The sequence below is a fragment of the Amycolatopsis eburnea genome (assembly GCF_003937945.1).
Classification (GTDB): domain Bacteria; phylum Actinomycetota; class Actinomycetes; order Mycobacteriales; family Pseudonocardiaceae; genus Amycolatopsis; species Amycolatopsis eburnea.
The window spans coordinates 1-15,623 of record NZ_RSEC01000006.1 but is presented as its reverse complement, the minus strand read 5'-3'; the positions used below and the strand labels follow the sequence as shown (position 1 = coordinate 15,623).

The window sequence follows — 15,623 nt, the reverse complement described above, 5'->3', positions numbered from 1 at the left end:
TCCCGTCGCACCCCAGTAACCCCCTCGCGGCCACACGCCGCTGCCCCTTGCGAGCCGGCACCACGCGGGTGCTCCGGCGGGGGCCGCGGCGTGTGGCCGCACCCGTATCCGCCTCCTGAACGGGGAGAACCGTCATGCCGAAGTTCACCGACCTCGCCGGGGACCTGCTCTACGGGATCGAGGTGCCGGCCGTCGCCGCCGGCGCCGCGGTCGAGCAGCCCGGCCTGATCCTGCCCAAGGGCGCGCTGATCACCTCGGTGCGCTGGGTGCCGGGCGCCGCGATCACCGCCAACGGCACCAACTTCGCGACCATCAGCCTGCGCAACCGGGGCAGCAACGGCGCCGGGTCCGTGGTGCCGTGGTCGCGGTCCTACGCCGCCGGCAACGGCACCGCGAACGCCGCGGACTCGGGCACGCTCTCGGGCACGTCCAGCGACCTGCAGCCCGCCGCCGGGGACGTCCTGACCGCCACGATCGCGCACTCCGGCACGGGCCTGGCGATCCCGGCCGGTCTGCTGCAGGTCGCGCTGCGGTGGCGTTCGTGACGTCGCAGGCCGAGCCGCGCAACGTGACGGGGACCGGCGCGGTGAGCGCCGGTCCCTGCACGTTCCGCGGCCTGTCGCTGCGCGACACCAGCGGATCGGCGAACGTGGTCACCCTGTTCGACAACGCGTCCGCGGCGTCGGGAACGGTCGTGGCCACGATCGCGCTCGCCGCGAACGGCAGCGGCCACGTCAACGCCCCGGACGGGCTGCGCTGCGCGGCCGGGCTCTACCTGCAGGCGGCCGGCGCGCTGGTCGGCTCGGTGTGGGTGGGCTGAGCCGGTGGAGCTGACACGGGTCGTGCTCGGCCAGGCGGCCACTCTGCGGCACGTCTTCCTGCTCGACGAGGAGACCCCGGTCGACGTCTCGGCCGGGTCCGTCGCCGTCGTGCTGAAGGACCCGGCCGGGACGACCGTGGCCTCCGGCACCGCGGCGCACGGCGGCACCGGGGAGTACACGTTCGTGCTGCCGGCGCAGGCCGCGGTGACGCTGCTGACGGTCACCTGGACCGGCACGATCGCCGGCAACCCGACCACGGTCACCGACCTGGTCGAGGTCGCCGGCGGGACGTTCTTCACCATCGCCTACATCCGCGCGGCCGACGCGCAGCTGGCCGACGTCGAGGACTTCCCGACGCCGGTGCTGGTGGCCGCACGGCTGGAAACCGAGCTGGAGTGCGAGGCGATCTGCGGCCGCGCGTTCGTCCCGCGCTACTGGCGGGAGACCCTCGACGGCACCGGTACCTCCGACGTCCTGCTGGGCAAGGCCGATGTGCGGGCGATCCGCTCGGCCGCGGTCGCCCCGCGCACCGGGCTGCCGACGGTGGCGCTGTCAGCCGGGCAGCTGGCGGCGCTGGCGGTCACCGCGGACGGGATGCTGCGGCGCACCGACTCCGGCTTCTGGACCGAGGGCAACGCCAACGTCGTGCTCGAAGGCGAGTACGGGCTGGACGCGCCGCCGCAGCCGCTGCGCGAGGCCGCGCTGGTGCGGCTGCGCAGCCTGGCCAACAAGCACCGCAGCATGGTGCCGGACCGCGCGTCCAGCTTCACGTCGGTGGACGGCGGCACGTACCGGCTGACGCTGCCCAAGCGCAAGTCCACCGGGATCCCGGACGTCGATGCGGTGTACGCGCGGTACGGGCTCGACGCCGAGGACGGCAGCACCGGCAGCTCCGGGGCGCCGGCGTCACGGCAGCTCAACTTCGACCCGCAGTGGCTGAGCATGTTCCACGGTGGGGTGCGCTGATGGCCGGCACCGCCGCGGTCACGGCGAAGAAGGCGCTCGTCGACGCGCTGGCCGCGCAGACCGGGCCCGGGCTGCCGCTGGAGAAGATCCAGGTGGCGTACGGAAACCCGGGCAAGTACATGCAGCGGGAGTGCATCTTCTTCGGCCGGGTCCGGATCGACCAGACGCTGTCGACGTTCGCCTCGCCGAGCGTGGGCGGCGGGCGGCAGCCGCGCACCGAGATCGCGACGCTGTCGGTGTACGTCGCCGTCCGCAAGATCAAGTCCGATGTGTACGCCGCCGAGCTGCGCGCGGCCGAGCTCGGCACGGTGCTCGAAGAGCTGCTCGCCGGCGACCCGACCGGCGGCGGCCAGGTGCTGGTGCAGACCGTCGAGTCCGGCGACATCGAGTCCAGCTTCGACGACGAGGGCGCCGACGCCGTCCTGACCTACAGCGTGACCGTGCGCTCCGAGCTGGTGTGACGAGAGGGGTGGGCACATGAGCAAGCAGGTGCTGCTCAACGCGCGAATCTTCACCGGTGGCGCCGACCTGACCGGCAACAGCAACAAGGTCGAGTGGTCCAGCGAGTTCGACGCGCAGGACACCACGAGCTTCGGTTCCGGCGGCTGGGGCGAAGTGATCGCCGGGCTCGCCGAAACCGAGGTCTCGGCCGAGGGCCAGTGGGAAGCGTTCGACGCGTCCAAGGTGGACGACAACCGGTGGGCCGCGCTCGGTGGGCTGTCGGGGTGGACGGTCACCCCGGGCGGCGCGAGCGTGGGCACGCTGGCCTACTTCACCAACGCGCTGAACGGTTCCTACGAGCTGCTCGGCGAAGTCGGCTCGGTGGCGCCGTGGAAGGCCAAGGCGATGGGCACCTGGCCGGTGGTGCGCGGGCAGATCGGCCACGACCCGGGCACCGCGCGCACCGCGACCGGCACCGGCGCCGGCGTCCAGCTCGGCGCCGTCGCCGCCGGGAAGCAGGTCTACGCGGCGCTGCACGTGCTCTCGGTCGCCGGCACCGCGTCGCCCACGATCACGGTCGCGGTCGAGTCGGCGCCCGACAACACCTTCGCCGCGCCGACCACCCGCACCACGTTCGCCGCGGCGACCGCGGTGAGCGGGCAGATCCAGCGGGCCGCGGGCCCGGTCACCGACACCTGGTGGCGTCCGAAGTGGACGATCTCCGGGACAACTCCGTCGTTCCTGTTCGTCGTCGCTTTCGGCATCGCGTAAAGGAGAAACACTCATGGCCAAGATGGTGCTGCTGGCGTCGTTCGTCACGCTCAACGCCAGCGACCTGTCCAGCTACTGCAGCTCGATCGAGGCCACGGCCGAGGTCGACGAGCAGGACGTCACGACGTTCGGCTCCGGCGGCTGGAAGGAAGTCCTCGGCGGGCTCAAGAGCGGGTCGATCAAGCTGAAGTTCAAGCAGGACTTCGCCGCGGCCGCGCTCGACGCGATCATGTGGGCGCTGCTGGGAACGGTTGTCACGTTCGAAGTCCGGGCCGTCAACTCCGCGCGGTCGACGTCGAACCCCGGCTACACCGGCAACTGCCTGATCAAGAAGTGGGTGCCGATCTCCGGCGACGTCGGGTCCGCGGCCGAAGTCGACGTCGAGTTCCCGACTTCCGGCGCGATGGCACGCCAGACCGCGTAGGCCGCGATGCCCGTCGAGCTGGACTTCTCCCCGGCCGAGCGGAAGTTGATGGAGATGGCGCGGGCGCTGCGGCTGGAGGAGGACGGCAAGGCGCTCAAACGCGACATCGTGAAGCAGCTGCGCAAGGCCGCCCAGCCCGTCCGCCAGGCGGTGCGCGCGTCGATCCGCTCGGCGCCGACCACCGGGCACGCCGGCCGCAGCATCCGCTCGGCGATCGCCCAGAAGACTCAGGTCGTCGCGAAGCTGAACGGCAAGGCCGTCGGTGTGCGGATCGTGGCGAAGGAAACCGGCTCGCTGCGCAACTTCCGCAACGCACCGCGGCGGTTCAACTCGCCGCTGGGCTGGCACCACCTGACGTTCGGGCGCGAGCCCGAAGTGGACCAGCTCGGGAAACCGGGCTGGTTCGACGACACCATCGCCGACCGGAAACGCGAATTCCGGACGGCGGTGGAGGAAGCAGTGAAAGAGGCCGCCCAGCGGGTGGCGAGGAGGGTGAGATAAATGAAGATCACACTGACCGAAAACGGCAACGGACCGCAGGTGTGGGACTTCGATCCCGACGACGTGCGGGCCCGCGACGCCGAGCTGATCGAAGCGAAGCTCGGCGTGGCGTGGGAGTCCTTCCCGCTGGCGGTGATGCAGGGCAGCGTCCGGGCCCGGCGTGCGCTGCTGTGGCACCTGCGCCGCCAGGCGCACCCGAAGCTGCGCCTCGACGACGTCGACTTCCGGCCCAAGGACCTCAAGGTGGAGCTGGACGTGCCGGAGTGGCGGCTCTGGCGGGGAAAGATCGCCCTGATGGGGGACCTGTCCGACGAGCTGCGCGACCGGGCGCTGGCGTGGGTGGACCAGGAACTGGCGCAGGCCGAGGCCGGTGAGGACCCCGCCGCGGCCGCGGCGCCGGGAAAAGCCGACTCCGCGCCGCCCGCGAGCGTTACCAGTTCCTGATCGCCCACATCCTGCACACCCCGGTGGGTGAGCCGCAGGAGCGCCTCACGGTCGCCCAACTGACCGGGGCGATCGAGTTCGTCGACGAATTCCTCAAAGAGCGCAACCGGCAATAGCGCGCGCTTTTCGTGTGCCAATTGAATAGCGGGGAGGTGTTTGTCATGTCGGATACCTCCCTGCTGTTCAACATTCTCGGCCGCGAGACCGTGTCCAAAGTGTTCGCCGAGATCCGCCGCGACGCGATCGCCACGGCGGGTGTGCTGCGCATGGTCGGCGAGACGACCGGCAAGCAGGCCAAGGACAACCTGGCCGGGATCGGGTCGCTGACCAAGCAGTTCGCGATCTTCGGCGGGGTCGCCTCGGCCGCCTCGCTGGCCGCCGGTGGCGGGCTGGCGGCGCTGCCGCTGCTGTTCGCCGGGATCGGCGCGAAGATCCTGGCCGAAAACGCGGTGGTGAAAAACGCCTTCACCGGGCTCGGCCAGCACGTCACCACCGTCCTGACCTCGGCGGCGCAGCCGCTGGTGCCGGTATTCAAGGGCATCGCCGGCGAGCTGGGCAAGACCTTCGACCAGCTCACCCCGGCGATCCGGACGGTCTTCTCCACCATCGGCCCCTACCTGACCACCCTGACCGAGGGCGTGACGGCGTTCGCGTTCAACGCGATGCCCGGGTTCCTGACCGCGATCCAGTCCGCGGGGCCGGTGTTCGACGGGCTGGCCGACCTGCTCGCCTCCCTCGGCGAAGGGGTCGGCGGGCTGTTCGCGAACCTCTCGACCGCCGCCGGCGCGGCGGGCGCCGCGTTCTCCGCGCTCGGCCCGTTCCTGGCCGACACCCTCAACGTGCTCGGTGCCGTGCTCGCCGAGCTGGCCAAGGCCGGCGCCCCGATCCTGCAGGCGATCCTGCCGGTGATCAGCACCCTGATCGACGGCCTGGCCGGCGCGCTGATCCCGGTGATCCAGTCCCTCGCCCCGGTCCTGGTGTCGGTCGCGCAGGCGGTGCAGCCGCTGGCCGACGCGCTGGTCGGCGCGTTCGCCGCGGCCGGCCCGGCGATCACCGAACTGTTCACCCAGCTCGGGTCGCTGCTGACCGGCTCGCTGCTGCCGGCGTTCACGCAGATCCTGCAGGCCGTCACGCCGCTCATCCCGGCGTTGTTCTCGCTGCTGTCGCCGATCATGCCGCTGGTCCCGGCGGTCGCCGAGATCGCCGCTCAGCTGGCCGGCGCGCTCGCCCCGATCCTGCTGCAGCTGATGCCGATCGTGTCCCAGATCGCCGGGCTGATCTCGACGTTCCTGGGCGACGCGCTGCGCCAGATCGCCGCGGCGATCGTGCCGCTGCTGCCCACCCTCGGCCAGCTCGCGGCCACGCTGGGCGGGGCGATCCTGCAGATCCTCACGGCGCTGCAGCCGGTCTTCACCGCGGTGATCGGCGCGCTGCTGCAGCTGCTCCCGCCGATCGTGCAACTGCTGCCCCCGCTCGCGCAGCTGGTCGTCGCGATCACCCCGATCATCACCCTGGTCGCCCAGCTCGCGGCCTGGCTGATCAACCTGCTGGCCCCGGCCCTGACCTGGCTCATTCAGCGGTTCGTCGACTTCGAGACCTTCATGATCGGCACCTGGACCACGACCCTGAACTGGCTGACCAGCCACATCGGTCCCGTGTGGGACGCGATCAAGGCCGCCATCGGCTGGGCGGTCGACGGCATTAAGGGCATCCTCAACTGGTTCGGGTCGCTGCCGGGCAAAATCGCCGGGTGGTTCCAGTCCGTTAAGGACTGGATCGTCATCAAGTGGAACGACGCGATCGGTTGGCTGCGCGGCATTCCCGGCCGGATCCTCGACGCACTCGGCGACCTCGGCAACCTGCTGGTCCGCGCTGGCCGGGCCATCCTCGACGGGTTCCTGAGCGGTCTGAAAAGCGCGTGGAAGTCGGTGACCGACTTCGTCGGCGGCATCGGGTCCTGGATCTCCGCGCACAAGGGCCCGCTCTCCTACGACCGCCAGCTGCTCGTGCCGGCCGGGCTCGCGATCATGGGCGGTTTCCACGGTGCGCTCGTCGACGGCTTCGGCGCCGTGCGCGGCTTCGTCGGCGGCATCGGCGACGAGATCGCCCGCGCGGCCGGCGGTTCGCTCGGCGGCACGATCGGCATCAACGGCGGCGCCAGCGCCGGAGCGTCGGCGGGCGCCGCCGCCCAGGCCGTGCAGGTGCGGTTCATGACCGACGGCACCACCGCCGGCGCGGCGCTCCTGGGCGTGATCAGGGAAACCGTGCGCGGGGACTACGGCGGCGACCTGCAGGCGGCGTTCGCGTGACCGCCCCGGTTTTCCCGTTCGCCCCGCGCGATGTCACGGTCGAGATGTACGCGCTCGGCGGCTGGCAGGACATCTTCAGCGACGTCCAGGTCGCCGACGGCGCGGTCATCACCATCACCCGCGGCCGCCCGAACGCCTCCGGCGACGCACCCGCCCAGTCGTGCACCCTGCGGCTGAACAACCGCACCGGCAAGTACTCCCCGAAAAACCCGATGTCGCCGCTCTACGGGCCGACCGGGCTCGGACGCAACACCCCGGTGCGGATCGCGGTGCGCACGGCCAAGGACAGCTTCACCGGCCGTACGGTCTCCAACGGCTGGACCTCGGCCGACGTCGGCGGACTCTGGGACATGGGGTGGACCGGCGCCGGTTCCGGTGTCGGCGACTTCGCGGTGTCCGGCGGCGCGGGCAAGCACACGGTGCTGACCGCCGCCAGCTACCGGTACACCAACCTGACGAGCCAGCTCTACCACGACGTCGACGTCGCGGTGACCGTGTCGCTGCCCTTCTCGGCCGCGACCGGCGGGAACGTCGAGCCGGCCAACCTGATGATCGGCGGCCTGTCCGGAACCGACTACTTCCGGGCCCTGCTGAAGGTCACCCCGGCCGGGACCGTGACGCTGGCGATCATCCACTTCGACGGCACCGTCGTGGTCGCCGACACCACCGTGACCGGGCTGACCTTCACCGGGCAGGCGCTGCGGGTGCGGTTCGCGAGGGACGCGCAGAACCTGCGCGCGAAGGTCTGGCCGGCCGCGGCCGCCGAGCCCTACGCGTGGACCGTCGACGGGCGCACCGACCGCCTCTTCCGCCGGGCACCCGGGTGGGTCGGGATCCGCTCCGGCCTGGCATCAGGCAACACCAACGCACCGGCGGTGTTCTCCTACACCAACTTCGAGGTGCGGGTGCCCCGCTACGCCGGCGAGATCAGCAAATGGCCGCCCAGCTGGGACGTCTCCGGCAACAACGTCTGGACCACCCCGACCACGTCCGGGATCCGCCGGCGCCTCGGCCAAGGACAGACCCCGTTGCGGGGCACGTACCTGCGCGGGAACCAGACGATCAGCCCGTCGAACCTCGCGTACTACCCGGTCGAGGAAGGCACCGACGCCACCCAGATCGCCTCCGGCCTCGGCGGCGCGCCGATGCTCATCTCCGGCCCGGGCAAAACGCAGTTCGCTGCGGACTCCTCGTTTCCCGGCTCGCTGCCGATCGCCAAGCCGAACAACACCCGGTGGGTCGGCGCGCCCATCATCGGCGCCGCGGCGACCGGCCAGATCCAGTCGACATTCCTGCTGTCGGTGCCCTCCACCGGCGAAACCGATCAGGCGACGTTCCTGCAGATCCAGACCACGGGAACCTGCGCGTTCGTCGACGTCTTCTATCAGACCGGCGGGAACATCCTGCTGCGGTTCTACGACCAGACCCGGACCGCGATCAGCACCTCCGCACCGATCGTGCCGACGCTCGGGCTGCTCGGCGTACCCCTGATGCTCTCGGTCGAGCTCACCCAGGTCGGGGGCAACGTCAGCTGGGTGCTCGGCCTGCTCTACCCGGGCGACAGCGGAGGCGGTTTCGCCACCACCCCGGTGACCATCGTCGGGTACACGATCGGCGCACCGGTTCGCGTGTCGGCATCGCCCTACACCCAGGTCAGTGCCTCGGCGATGGGACACATCACCGCGCGCAACAACATCGCCAGCATCTTCGCGCTGCGCTCGCAGCTCAACGCCTACAGCGGCGAGACGACCAGCGCGCGGGTCGCGCGGCTGGCCGCGGAGAACAGCGTGCCGTTCCAGGAGTCACGCAACGTCGGGGTCGGCAGCGCCGCGCTCGGCCGCCAGGGCGTGGCGAACCTGACCGACCTGATCGACGACGCGGTCAAGGCGGACCTGGGCAGCCTCTACGAATCGCGCAGCGTCCTGGGGCTGTGGCTGCGCACCCGTTCCTCGCTCTACAACCAGCCCGCCGTGCTGGCCCTGGACTACAGCGCGGACGGGCACGTGCCGCCGCCGTTCCTGCCGGTCGAAGACGACGCCGCGACCCGCAACGACATGACCGTCACCCGCACGAACGGCAGCTCGTCGCGGGTGACCCAGACGACCGGGCCGCTGGCGGTCACCGCGCCGACGGACGGCGCGGGCGCCGGCCGCTACGACGACGCGCTCACGCTGAACCTGGCCGCCGATTCCCAGACCGCCGATACCGCGGGGTGGCTGGTGCACGTCGGCACCAACGACGAGGCCCGGTACGCGTCGCTGACGGTCAATCTCGCCGCGCTGGCCCAGTACGACCAGGCGCGGGCGCTGGCGGCGCTGGCGGTCAATCTCGACGACCGCATCACCGTCGCCAACCCGAAGCTGGAGATCAGCCCGGACACGCTGTCGCTGCTGGCCCGCGGCTACACCGAGAAGATCGGCCAGTTCGAGCACACCATCACGTTCAACTGCGCGCCCGAGTCCTCGTTCGAGACGCTGCAGCTCGACACCGCCGGGTCCAAGTGGGACGCCGGCGACAGCCAGCTGGCGGCCGCGGCGACGTCGACGGCGCCCACGCTGGTGGTCGCCTCGCCGTCCGGGCAGCAGTGGACCACCAACCCGGCGGCGATGCCGATCTCCCTGCGCGTCGGCGGGGAAATGGTGTCGGCGACCGCGGTGGCCAACGAGATGCTGTCGAACACCGGCTTCGAGGCGGGCCTGTCGCCGTGGGGCAACTCGGGCACGAGCTCGTTCACGCAGAGCGGCACCCAGAAGCACTCCGGGTCCTTCGCCGCGCGGCTGGTGCCGACCGGGGCGGCGGCGACGGTGAGCATGGGCAGCGAGCAGATCCCGGTCGTGGCCGGCATGCCGGTGACGGTGTCGGGGTGGGCATGGTTCACCAACGCCGTCGCCGGCAACTTCGCGCTGGCGGTGAACTGGCTGACCGCGGCCGGATCGTTCATCTCCACCTCGCTGGTCGCCGGGTCCGCCTCGGCGGCGACCTGGACCCCGTTCACCAGCACCTACACCGCCCCGGCCGGGGCGGCGCTGGCGCAGCTGATCCCGCTGCTGTCGGGGACACCGGCGGCCGGGCAGGTGTTCTACGTCGACGACCTCAGCTTCCAAGGGCCGCAGACGTTCACCGTCACCCGCAGCGTGAACCGGGTGGTCAAGGCGCAGACGGCCGGGACCGCGATCGGGCTGGCGCGGCCCGCGACTTTGGCTCTGTAGAGGGGGAAACGACGTGGGATTTCTGGCGGGCGATGACGCCGTCGCGGACCTGATCAACCGGGCGTGCGGCGGCTACGAGCAGGGCAAGTGGACGATCAACGCCGACCTGGCGCTGGGCACGCCCACCCTGATCAACAACTGGGTGCCCTACATCGGCACCTCCGGCCAGGTGAACTCCGGCATCTCCGTCGCCGCCGGCGTCTTCACCGTCGGTGTCGGCGGGGAGTACTTCATCAGCCTGTCCGTCCGGCACAGCGCGACCGCCGCGGGCGGGCACTACTGCTTCATCGCCGGGTCCGGCACGACACAGACCTGGTCGAAGAGCTCGGAGACCGGGGCGCTGAACACCTCGTGCGCGGTGTCGATGAAGATCCCGGCGGGCGGCAACTTCCGTTGCTACGGCTACTCATCCCCGGGCAGCAACGCCACTCGCGAAGGCGCGAGCGACCTGGTGACCGGTGTCGCGGTGTACCGGCTGGGCAACTGATGACGCTCCACTCTGGACAGAAAGCGGGGTGGGCGTGAGTGATCTCGCCGAGCTGCTCCCGGGAATCGCCGCGTGCATCACGTCCGTGGGCGGCATCGTGGTCAGCCTCTACGCGATCAAGCGTGGCTCCAAACGGGAGCGCGAGCGCGCGGCCGAGAAGGCGATCGACAAGGTCACCGGCGGCAGCGAGGACGAGGACCAGGACGACGATCAGCGGGCCGCGATCGCCGCGGTCGTCGAGGAAATCCTTAAGCGCCAACCGAAGGACGGCGAACCGTGACGGGTGAGATCGAGCGGGGCATCGTGAAGCCGGCCGCCAAGGAAGCACGCGAGCCGCGCACGCAGTGGCTGGTCTACCTCGGCGTGACGCTGGTCCTCGGCGGACTGGTGTGGCTGGCGGTCATCGCGTTCAGCCAGTCCGGCGAGATCGCGGCGCTGCGCGAGGACAGCCGCGACGGACAAGGCGCGATCGCGCAGCTGGCCGAGCAGGTACGCCAGCTCGGCGGCACCCCGGTCGTCCAGCCCGCACCCGCGGGCGCGACCGGCGCGACGGGTGCGACCGGCGTGCCGGGGCTGCCCGGGCGCGACGGCAAGGACGGCGCCCCCGGGCAGACGCCGCCGTGCCTGACCACCCCGCAGCAGTGCGTCGGCGCCGACGGGAAACCGGGCCAGAACGGCACCCCAGGGACGCCAGGGACGGCCGGGACGCCGGGCGTGGCCGGAACCCCCGGGAAGGACGGCGCGCCCGGCACACCCGGCTCGGACGGCAAGGACGGCGTGTCGGTCACCCGGCAGTACTTCGACCGCGACGACGCCGGCGCGTGCCACACCTACAACGACTTCAGCGACGGCCGCACCCGCGTCGACCAGGGCGCGGCCGGCGACGCCGCGTGCCCGCCGAGCTCGCCGCCGCCAACCGAAACGACGCCGGCGGTGCTGCCGTCCGCGCTCACGAACCGCCGAAGGGAATGAGCATGGCCGCACAACCGATCACGTTCGTCATCGACGTCAGCCACCACCAGCCGCTGTCGCTCGACCTCGCGCAGACCCGCCGCGACGGGTGCGAACTGTGCCTGATCAAGGCCGGTGAAGGCGGGTCCTACGTGGACCCGTACTTCGCCAGCAACCTCGCCGAGTCCCGCGCCGCCGGCCAGCTCGTCGGCGCGTACTGGTTCATCCGCGCGAACGCCACCCCGGCGCAGCACGTCGCGCTGATGCGCGCCACGGTGCCGAAGGACGTGCCGGTGATCCCGGACGTCGAGACCGCGGCCGACGGATCGAAGCCGTCCTACGCGCACGCGACGAACGTGCTGAACGCGATCCGCGCCGAGGGCTGGCGGGTGCCGGTCGGGTACATCCCGCTTTGGTACTGGCGCGACGTCTGGGGCCGGCCGACCCTCACGGGCTGGCCCGACCTGTGGTCGAGCCGCTACCCGAACAACCGCGTCGGCACGCTGGCCGACGAGTGGGCCGAGGTGCCGGAGTCGTACTGGACCGGCTACGGCGGCCGCGACGTCGCGTTGCTGCAGTTCACCAGCAGCGCGCGGATCGCCGGATACGCGCCCCTCGACGCGTCCGCCTACCGCGGCACGCGCGCTCAGCTGGCCGCGCTCTTGGGCCAGTCCACCAGCGGCGGGGCCGGCGGCTCCGTCCTCACCACCGGAGTAGTCGACATGCTCGAGCGCATCACCGTCACCTCGCCGAACGACGGCGTCAACACCGTCCGGGTCAACCTCTCCGGCACCGACGTCGCCGCGATCCTGGCGCGCCCGCCCCTGAACAAGGACGGCGACGCGGCCAGCCCGCTGTGGATCGGGAACATCTACGCGTGGGGGTCGGACAAGGCCGGCGTCGGCCACAACCCCAAGGCGGACCCGAACTACAAGGACCGCGTGCTGTCGCAGCGCCGGTTCGCGCTGCCGGGCGCCTGCTGGGCGGACCTGGAGTACTCGGCCCCCAAGGGCACCGCCTTCGTGCTCGACCTCTTCTGACCGCCCGCCCGCCACTCACCCGGAAAAGAGGACCGATCGATGACAAATTCCTACCCCCGCGTCGGTGTCGAGGGCGACGACCGCCAGCCGGTCGAGCGGAAGGTGAAGGCCGGCACCCTCGCGGCCACGCTGACCGCCGGCGCGCTGTCCCTGCTGGGCCTGTACGTCTTCCACGGCGTCGTCCCGGACTGGGTGGCGGTCCTGGTCGAGATGGCCGTCACAGGCGGGCTGACGTTCGTCGCGGCCTACCGCGCCAGGCACACCCCGCGCGCGCCGCAGCTGCCGCCTCCGGCGGTGTCCGGGCCCGGCGTGCTGCCGGAGGATGAGCCGCCGCTGACGTAGCCGGCACACAGGCAGCCGTCCCCTCCACCCCCTCGGGACGGTGGAAGGCCCCCGCACCCCTGTCCGGGTGCGGGGGCCTTCGTGCGTCCGAGGCGCGGTCAGCGTGTGTCCCTGAGCGTGATTCCGTGCTGGGCTGCGAGCTCGATTCCGGCGGGGGTGAACTGGACGAACGTGTCTCCGTCGTAGTCGAACGTCCGCAGCAGCCCCGCTCTCTTGAGCTGGGTGAGGTTGCCGCGGCCTTCGGCGCCGAGGCCGCACACCAGTGGCTCGCCCGACCAGTTCGGCGCGTCCCGCGCGAACGAGAGGAACAGCTGGAGGGACTGCGCGGTGATGTCCGTCGAGTCCGGCATGGTGGTCTCCTTTCGAGGGGCGCCCCCGGCCGAGGGTGGCCGGGGGCGGGAGGGCTACTTGCCGTACTGGTCCCGGCGGTACCCGGCGACGCCGCCCGGCCAGAACGTCTCGATCCGGGCGATCACCTTGTCGCTGGGTGCGGTCGCGGCGCCCTGGATGCCCGCGTTCACCAGCGTTTCGCGCATGTCGACCAGTTCCATCTCGGTGACCTCGGGGGTGGTGGGCTGCTCGGTCATCTCGTGTTCCTCTCTCCGGTGGGTGTAAAGTCACTTTACATCGACGGGTGGGCAAATGTAAACCCCCTTTACAGATCAACTTGGGGTGGCGTAAGGTCGGTTTACGCCGACACGAGGGGAGTCCCACCGTGGACACCGAGACGCACGAGTACGTCGCCGAGCTGCTGCAGGCGGCGGCCGACCGGGTGACGAAGGCCGAGAAGGCAGTCGAGGTCGAGCAGCGAGCGCGCCGCATCGACGCCGCGATCGCCGTGCGACACGGCTACGGGAAGGGCACCACCGCGGCCGCGCTCGGCATCTCCCGGCCCACGCTCGACGCGTGGCTGGGACTGGTCGAGGGCACTGCCGCCGAGCAGCGCGAGGTCGACCAGCACTTCGAGTTCGCCGACCGCCGCGCGGCGAAGGCCGCCGAGAGGAAGGCGGCCCGCGGTGGCTGAGGACCGGCCGCGGTTCCCGGTCGGCACGAAGCTGCGCTACCGGGCGACCGGCACGGTGTCCGAGGTCGTCGCCGACTACCACTTCCACCCGAACGTCGCGGAGACCGCGCAGATCACCGATGACCGCTACTACGTGGTCGAGACCAACGGGCACCGCAGCGTGGCGTTCCACGGCGTACTCGCGCTCGACAGCGACGTGATCTATCAGCCCGGCGCCGACGACGACCAGGCCGCCGACGACCCGCCGGACACATGACGAGGCCCCCGCACCCTGCCCAGGTGCGGGGGCCTTCGTGTGTCCGCCGCGCGCTACTGCTGGTGCCCGCAGGCCCACTTCCACGTCGCGTCGCCGTAGGCCTTCGCCGCGGTGTCCGGGTCCTGGCCGCGCGCCGGCATCGCCGTCTGGTCGGCTTGCTCCGGGTTCAGCGCGGTGCGCGCCAGACCGGTGATCCCCAGGGCCGAGCCCGCGCCGCAGAACGCCTTCGCGCTCTCGAACATCTCGTCGTAGGTGTGCGTGCCGTTCAGCGTGAAGCCCGCGGCCTGCACCGACTTCGTCCACTCGGCCTTCGGGTCGGGCGGCGCGGGGCTGCAGCTGGTGAGCGAAAAGGCGGCCGCTGCGGCGACGGCAGCGGTCAGGACGAGACGGTGCATCGGGGGTTCCCCTCAGGACGGGTGTGCGGGTGCGGGTCTGGAGTCGTTCCATGGGGTGTGGTTGTTACGTGTCGTAGGGCAGCGGTCTGGTCAGTGGTCGACGGTGCGAGGAGCGCCGGGCCCCGGCGGGACCGAGGCCCGGGGCCCGGCGCGGTGGGGGTCGCCCGCTACCCCGGAGGACTGGAACCCGGGGACGGGGTGGCGGGCGACGTGTGGAACCTGCCGGGGCGCCCCCTGGGTGCAGGCGCCCCGGCAGGGGGGTGCCGCCCGTCTTCCGTGCGGGCGGCGCTCCGCGATCACCCGGGGCCTGCATCCCTTCGGGTCTGCGGAGTTGAGGCCTGGCCGCTGCGGAGGACCTCGCACAGGAGACACAGCGGCCAGGGGGTTAGGAGCCCGGCGTGGGTGCCGGGGCGTTGGGGAGCGGGTCAGGGCGTGGCAGGCGGCTGGGGTCGAACGCGAGCAGTTGTTCGTCGGTCAGCTCGGATACCCGTTTGCCGTTCGGCGCGTAGCGGAACTGGTCCTCGTAGTAGCGGGCTGGTCGTGCTTGATCGCTGGTCAACGGTCACCTCGCCGTCGGGGAATGCCCTGTCGTTTGCGGGTGATGGCGTCGCAGGCTGGGCAGCAGGTGGGTGGCCGGTCGCGGCGTCGGTGCGCGAGCGGTTCGTATCCGATGGTGGCGGTCACGCCGCACAGCATCTCGACGGTGTCGCCGGTCTGGGGGGTGGTCCCGTCCTTGAGGCGGTGCCATTCGTCGTCGATGACGGGGTGGATGAGGTCGGGGTCGAGGTGGATGGTGCCGGCGGTCATCGAACGCCACCGCGGTAGACGTGACCGGCGTTGGGCGGCCCCGGCACCGGGTCTCCGACGGCCAGGCCTGCGACCGTCGGAGACCCGGCTCCCGAGCCGGCGCTTACCCGGCGCGGGACTGTGTTGGTCGGCGCCGTCATCCCCGTCCCTGCCGCTTCCACCACTCAGTCAGTGCGCCACGGACGGCTTCAGGCACTGCGCTGCCGATGTCCTCGAGCGGAATCAGGGCTGTTCTGCCGTCGACCTGGATCGCCGGTTCGAGGCGGTCGCCGGGTAGTTCGACCAGTCCGATCACGAGCTGGGTCGGATTGCCGTTCTCGTCGGTCGTGGAGAATTCCCGCACGGATCGCCACTTGTCGTGTGTCATGGTCGCCTCGGCCGCTAGTCCCGTCCCGACTTGGTACCAGCTGGTACCGAAGTGCTGGCACCAATCGT

22 protein-coding genes are annotated in these 15,623 nt (G+C 71.3%); 17 read left to right on the top strand and 5 right to left on the bottom strand.

Annotation, left to right across the window (positions count from 1 at the left end; translation table 11 throughout):
• Positions 1-134 precede the first annotated feature (134 nt).
• From EIY87_RS00375 to EIY87_RS00300, 15 genes are all read left to right on the top strand, one after another.
• Positions 135-545 carry a hypothetical protein gene (locus EIY87_RS00375; RefSeq protein ID WP_125305609.1) on the top strand — a complete coding sequence of 137 codons (411 nt, stop codon included), beginning with the start codon at positions 135-137 and terminating at the stop codon, positions 543-545.
• On the top strand, positions 542-820 hold the full coding sequence (locus EIY87_RS00370) for a hypothetical protein (RefSeq protein ID WP_125305608.1): 279 nt from the start codon (positions 542-544) through the stop codon (positions 818-820). Before EIY87_RS00375 ends, EIY87_RS00370 begins: the two co-directional genes overlap by 4 nt.
• 4 nt (positions 821-824) lie before the next feature.
• Entirely contained in the window at positions 825-1,787 is a 963-nt protein-coding gene (locus tag EIY87_RS00365) for a hypothetical protein (protein ID WP_125305607.1), read from the top strand.
• Positions 1,787-2,248 carry a hypothetical protein gene (locus EIY87_RS00360; RefSeq protein WP_125305606.1) on the top strand — a complete coding sequence of 154 codons (462 nt, stop codon included), beginning with the start codon at positions 1,787-1,789 and terminating at the stop codon, positions 2,246-2,248. Before EIY87_RS00365 ends, EIY87_RS00360 begins: the two co-directional genes overlap by 1 nt.
• A gap of 16 nt (positions 2,249-2,264) precedes the next feature.
• Entirely contained in the window at positions 2,265-2,999 is a 735-nt protein-coding gene (locus EIY87_RS47520) for a hypothetical protein (RefSeq protein WP_158641267.1), read from the top strand.
• 13 nt (positions 3,000-3,012) lie between these two features.
• On the top strand, positions 3,013-3,423 hold the full coding sequence (locus tag EIY87_RS00345) for a phage tail tube protein (protein ID WP_125305605.1): 411 nt from the start codon (positions 3,013-3,015) through the stop codon (positions 3,421-3,423).
• Between the two features lie 6 nt (positions 3,424-3,429).
• Complete coding sequence (locus tag EIY87_RS00340; RefSeq protein ID WP_125305604.1) at positions 3,430-3,924, top strand: hypothetical protein; 495 nt, start codon at positions 3,430-3,432, stop codon at positions 3,922-3,924.
• Positions 3,925-4,368 carry a hypothetical protein gene (locus tag EIY87_RS00335; protein WP_125305603.1) on the top strand — a complete coding sequence of 148 codons (444 nt, stop codon included), beginning with the start codon at positions 3,925-3,927 and terminating at the stop codon, positions 4,366-4,368.
• A 161-nt stretch (positions 4,369-4,529) separates the two neighbouring features.
• Positions 4,530-6,677 carry a phage tail protein gene (locus tag EIY87_RS00330; protein ID WP_125305602.1) on the top strand — a complete coding sequence of 716 codons (2,148 nt, stop codon included), beginning with the start codon at positions 4,530-4,532 and terminating at the stop codon, positions 6,675-6,677.
• Positions 6,674-9,886 carry a carbohydrate binding domain-containing protein gene (locus EIY87_RS00325; RefSeq protein ID WP_125305601.1) on the top strand — a complete coding sequence of 1,071 codons (3,213 nt, stop codon included), beginning with the start codon at positions 6,674-6,676 and terminating at the stop codon, positions 9,884-9,886. Before EIY87_RS00330 ends, EIY87_RS00325 begins: the two co-directional genes overlap by 4 nt.
• 13 nt (positions 9,887-9,899) lie before the next feature.
• On the top strand, positions 9,900-10,373 hold the full coding sequence (locus EIY87_RS00320) for a hypothetical protein (protein WP_125305600.1): 474 nt from the start codon (positions 9,900-9,902) through the stop codon (positions 10,371-10,373).
• Between the two features lie 34 nt (positions 10,374-10,407).
• Positions 10,408-10,653, top strand: a complete 246-nt coding sequence (locus EIY87_RS00315; protein WP_125305599.1) for a hypothetical protein — start codon at positions 10,408-10,410, stop codon at positions 10,651-10,653.
• On the top strand, positions 10,650-11,345 hold the full coding sequence (locus tag EIY87_RS00310; RefSeq protein WP_125305598.1) for a collagen-like domain-containing protein: 696 nt from the start codon (positions 10,650-10,652) through the stop codon (positions 11,343-11,345). Before EIY87_RS00315 ends, EIY87_RS00310 begins: the two co-directional genes overlap by 4 nt.
• 2 nt (positions 11,346-11,347) lie before the next feature.
• Entirely contained in the window at positions 11,348-12,364 is a 1,017-nt protein-coding gene (locus EIY87_RS00305; protein WP_158641266.1) for a glycoside hydrolase family 25 protein, read from the top strand.
• A 39-nt stretch (positions 12,365-12,403) separates the two neighbouring features.
• The gene (locus tag EIY87_RS00300) at positions 12,404-12,706 is read left to right on the top strand and encodes a hypothetical protein (RefSeq protein WP_125305596.1); all 303 of its coding nucleotides are present in this window, start codon (positions 12,404-12,406) and stop codon (positions 12,704-12,706) included.
• Positions 12,707-12,804: 98 nt separating this feature from the next.
• Here EIY87_RS00300 and EIY87_RS00295 read toward each other — a convergent pair whose 3' ends face one another.
• Both EIY87_RS00295 and EIY87_RS00290 read right to left on the bottom strand, forming a co-directional pair.
• Positions 12,805-13,056 (bottom strand): hypothetical protein, encoded by a 252-nt coding sequence (locus EIY87_RS00295; RefSeq protein WP_125305595.1) that lies wholly within the window; start codon positions 13,054-13,056, stop codon positions 12,805-12,807.
• Between the two features lie 54 nt (positions 13,057-13,110).
• Positions 13,111-13,293, bottom strand: coding sequence for a hypothetical protein (locus EIY87_RS00290; RefSeq protein ID WP_125305594.1), 183 nt, complete (start codon positions 13,291-13,293; stop codon positions 13,111-13,113).
• Positions 13,294-13,421: 128 nt separating this feature from the next.
• Here EIY87_RS00290 and EIY87_RS00285 point away from each other — a divergent pair, with 128 nt between their 5' ends.
• Together EIY87_RS00285 and EIY87_RS00280 are read left to right on the top strand one after the other, a co-directional pair.
• Positions 13,422-13,730: a hypothetical protein gene (locus EIY87_RS00285; RefSeq protein WP_125305593.1), complete on the top strand. Its 309-nt coding sequence runs from the start codon at positions 13,422-13,424 to the stop codon at positions 13,728-13,730.
• Positions 13,723-13,986, top strand: a complete 264-nt coding sequence (locus EIY87_RS00280; RefSeq protein WP_125305592.1) for a hypothetical protein — start codon at positions 13,723-13,725, stop codon at positions 13,984-13,986. Before EIY87_RS00285 ends, EIY87_RS00280 begins: the two co-directional genes overlap by 8 nt.
• Before the next feature lie 53 nt (positions 13,987-14,039).
• Here the strand turns inward: EIY87_RS00280 and EIY87_RS00275 are convergent, their stop codons facing one another.
• The 3 genes from EIY87_RS00275 to EIY87_RS00265 all read right to left on the bottom strand — a co-directional run.
• Complete coding sequence (locus EIY87_RS00275) at positions 14,040-14,381, bottom strand: hypothetical protein (RefSeq protein WP_125305591.1); 342 nt, start codon at positions 14,379-14,381, stop codon at positions 14,040-14,042.
• 555 nt (positions 14,382-14,936) lie between these two features.
• On the bottom strand, positions 14,937-15,188 hold the full coding sequence (locus EIY87_RS00270; protein WP_125305590.1) for a hypothetical protein: 252 nt from the start codon (positions 15,186-15,188) through the stop codon (positions 14,937-14,939).
• A 136-nt stretch (positions 15,189-15,324) separates the two neighbouring features.
• A partial coding sequence (locus tag EIY87_RS00265) for a hypothetical protein (protein ID WP_225439623.1) occupies positions 15,325-15,623 on the bottom strand: 299 nt, incomplete at its 5' end.

Bases quoted from the DNA above. Each gene is read 5' to 3' on its own strand.
- EIY87_RS00290 (WP_125305594.1), bottom strand. From the start codon at position 13,293: ATGACCGAGCAGCCCACCACCCCCGAGGTCACCGAGATGGAACTGGTC.
- EIY87_RS47520 (WP_158641267.1), top strand. From the start codon at position 2,265: ATGAGCAAGCAGGTGCTGCTCAACGCGCGAATCTTCACCGGTGGCGCC.
- EIY87_RS00305 (WP_158641266.1), top strand. From the start codon at position 11,348: ATGGCCGCACAACCGATCACGTTCGTCATCGACGTCAGCCACCACCAG.
- EIY87_RS00295 (WP_125305595.1), bottom strand. From the start codon at position 13,056: ATGCCGGACTCGACGGACATCACCGCGCAGTCCCTCCAGCTGTTCCTC.
- EIY87_RS00270 (WP_125305590.1), bottom strand. From the start codon at position 15,188: ATGACCGCCGGCACCATCCACCTCGACCCCGACCTCATCCACCCCGTC.
- EIY87_RS00330 (WP_125305602.1), top strand. From the start codon at position 4,530: ATGTCGGATACCTCCCTGCTGTTCAACATTCTCGGCCGCGAGACCGTG.
- EIY87_RS00375 (WP_125305609.1), top strand. From the start codon at position 135: ATGCCGAAGTTCACCGACCTCGCCGGGGACCTGCTCTACGGGATCGAG.
- EIY87_RS00275 (WP_125305591.1), bottom strand. From the start codon at position 14,381: ATGCACCGTCTCGTCCTGACCGCTGCCGTCGCCGCAGCGGCCGCCTTT.
- EIY87_RS00335 (WP_125305603.1), top strand. From the start codon at position 3,925: ATGAAGATCACACTGACCGAAAACGGCAACGGACCGCAGGTGTGGGAC.
- EIY87_RS00360 (WP_125305606.1), top strand. From the start codon at position 1,787: ATGGCCGGCACCGCCGCGGTCACGGCGAAGAAGGCGCTCGTCGACGCG.
- EIY87_RS00345 (WP_125305605.1), top strand. From the start codon at position 3,013: ATGGCCAAGATGGTGCTGCTGGCGTCGTTCGTCACGCTCAACGCCAGC.
- EIY87_RS00300 (WP_125305596.1), top strand. From the start codon at position 12,404: ATGACAAATTCCTACCCCCGCGTCGGTGTCGAGGGCGACGACCGCCAG.
- EIY87_RS00340 (WP_125305604.1), top strand. From the start codon at position 3,430: ATGCCCGTCGAGCTGGACTTCTCCCCGGCCGAGCGGAAGTTGATGGAG.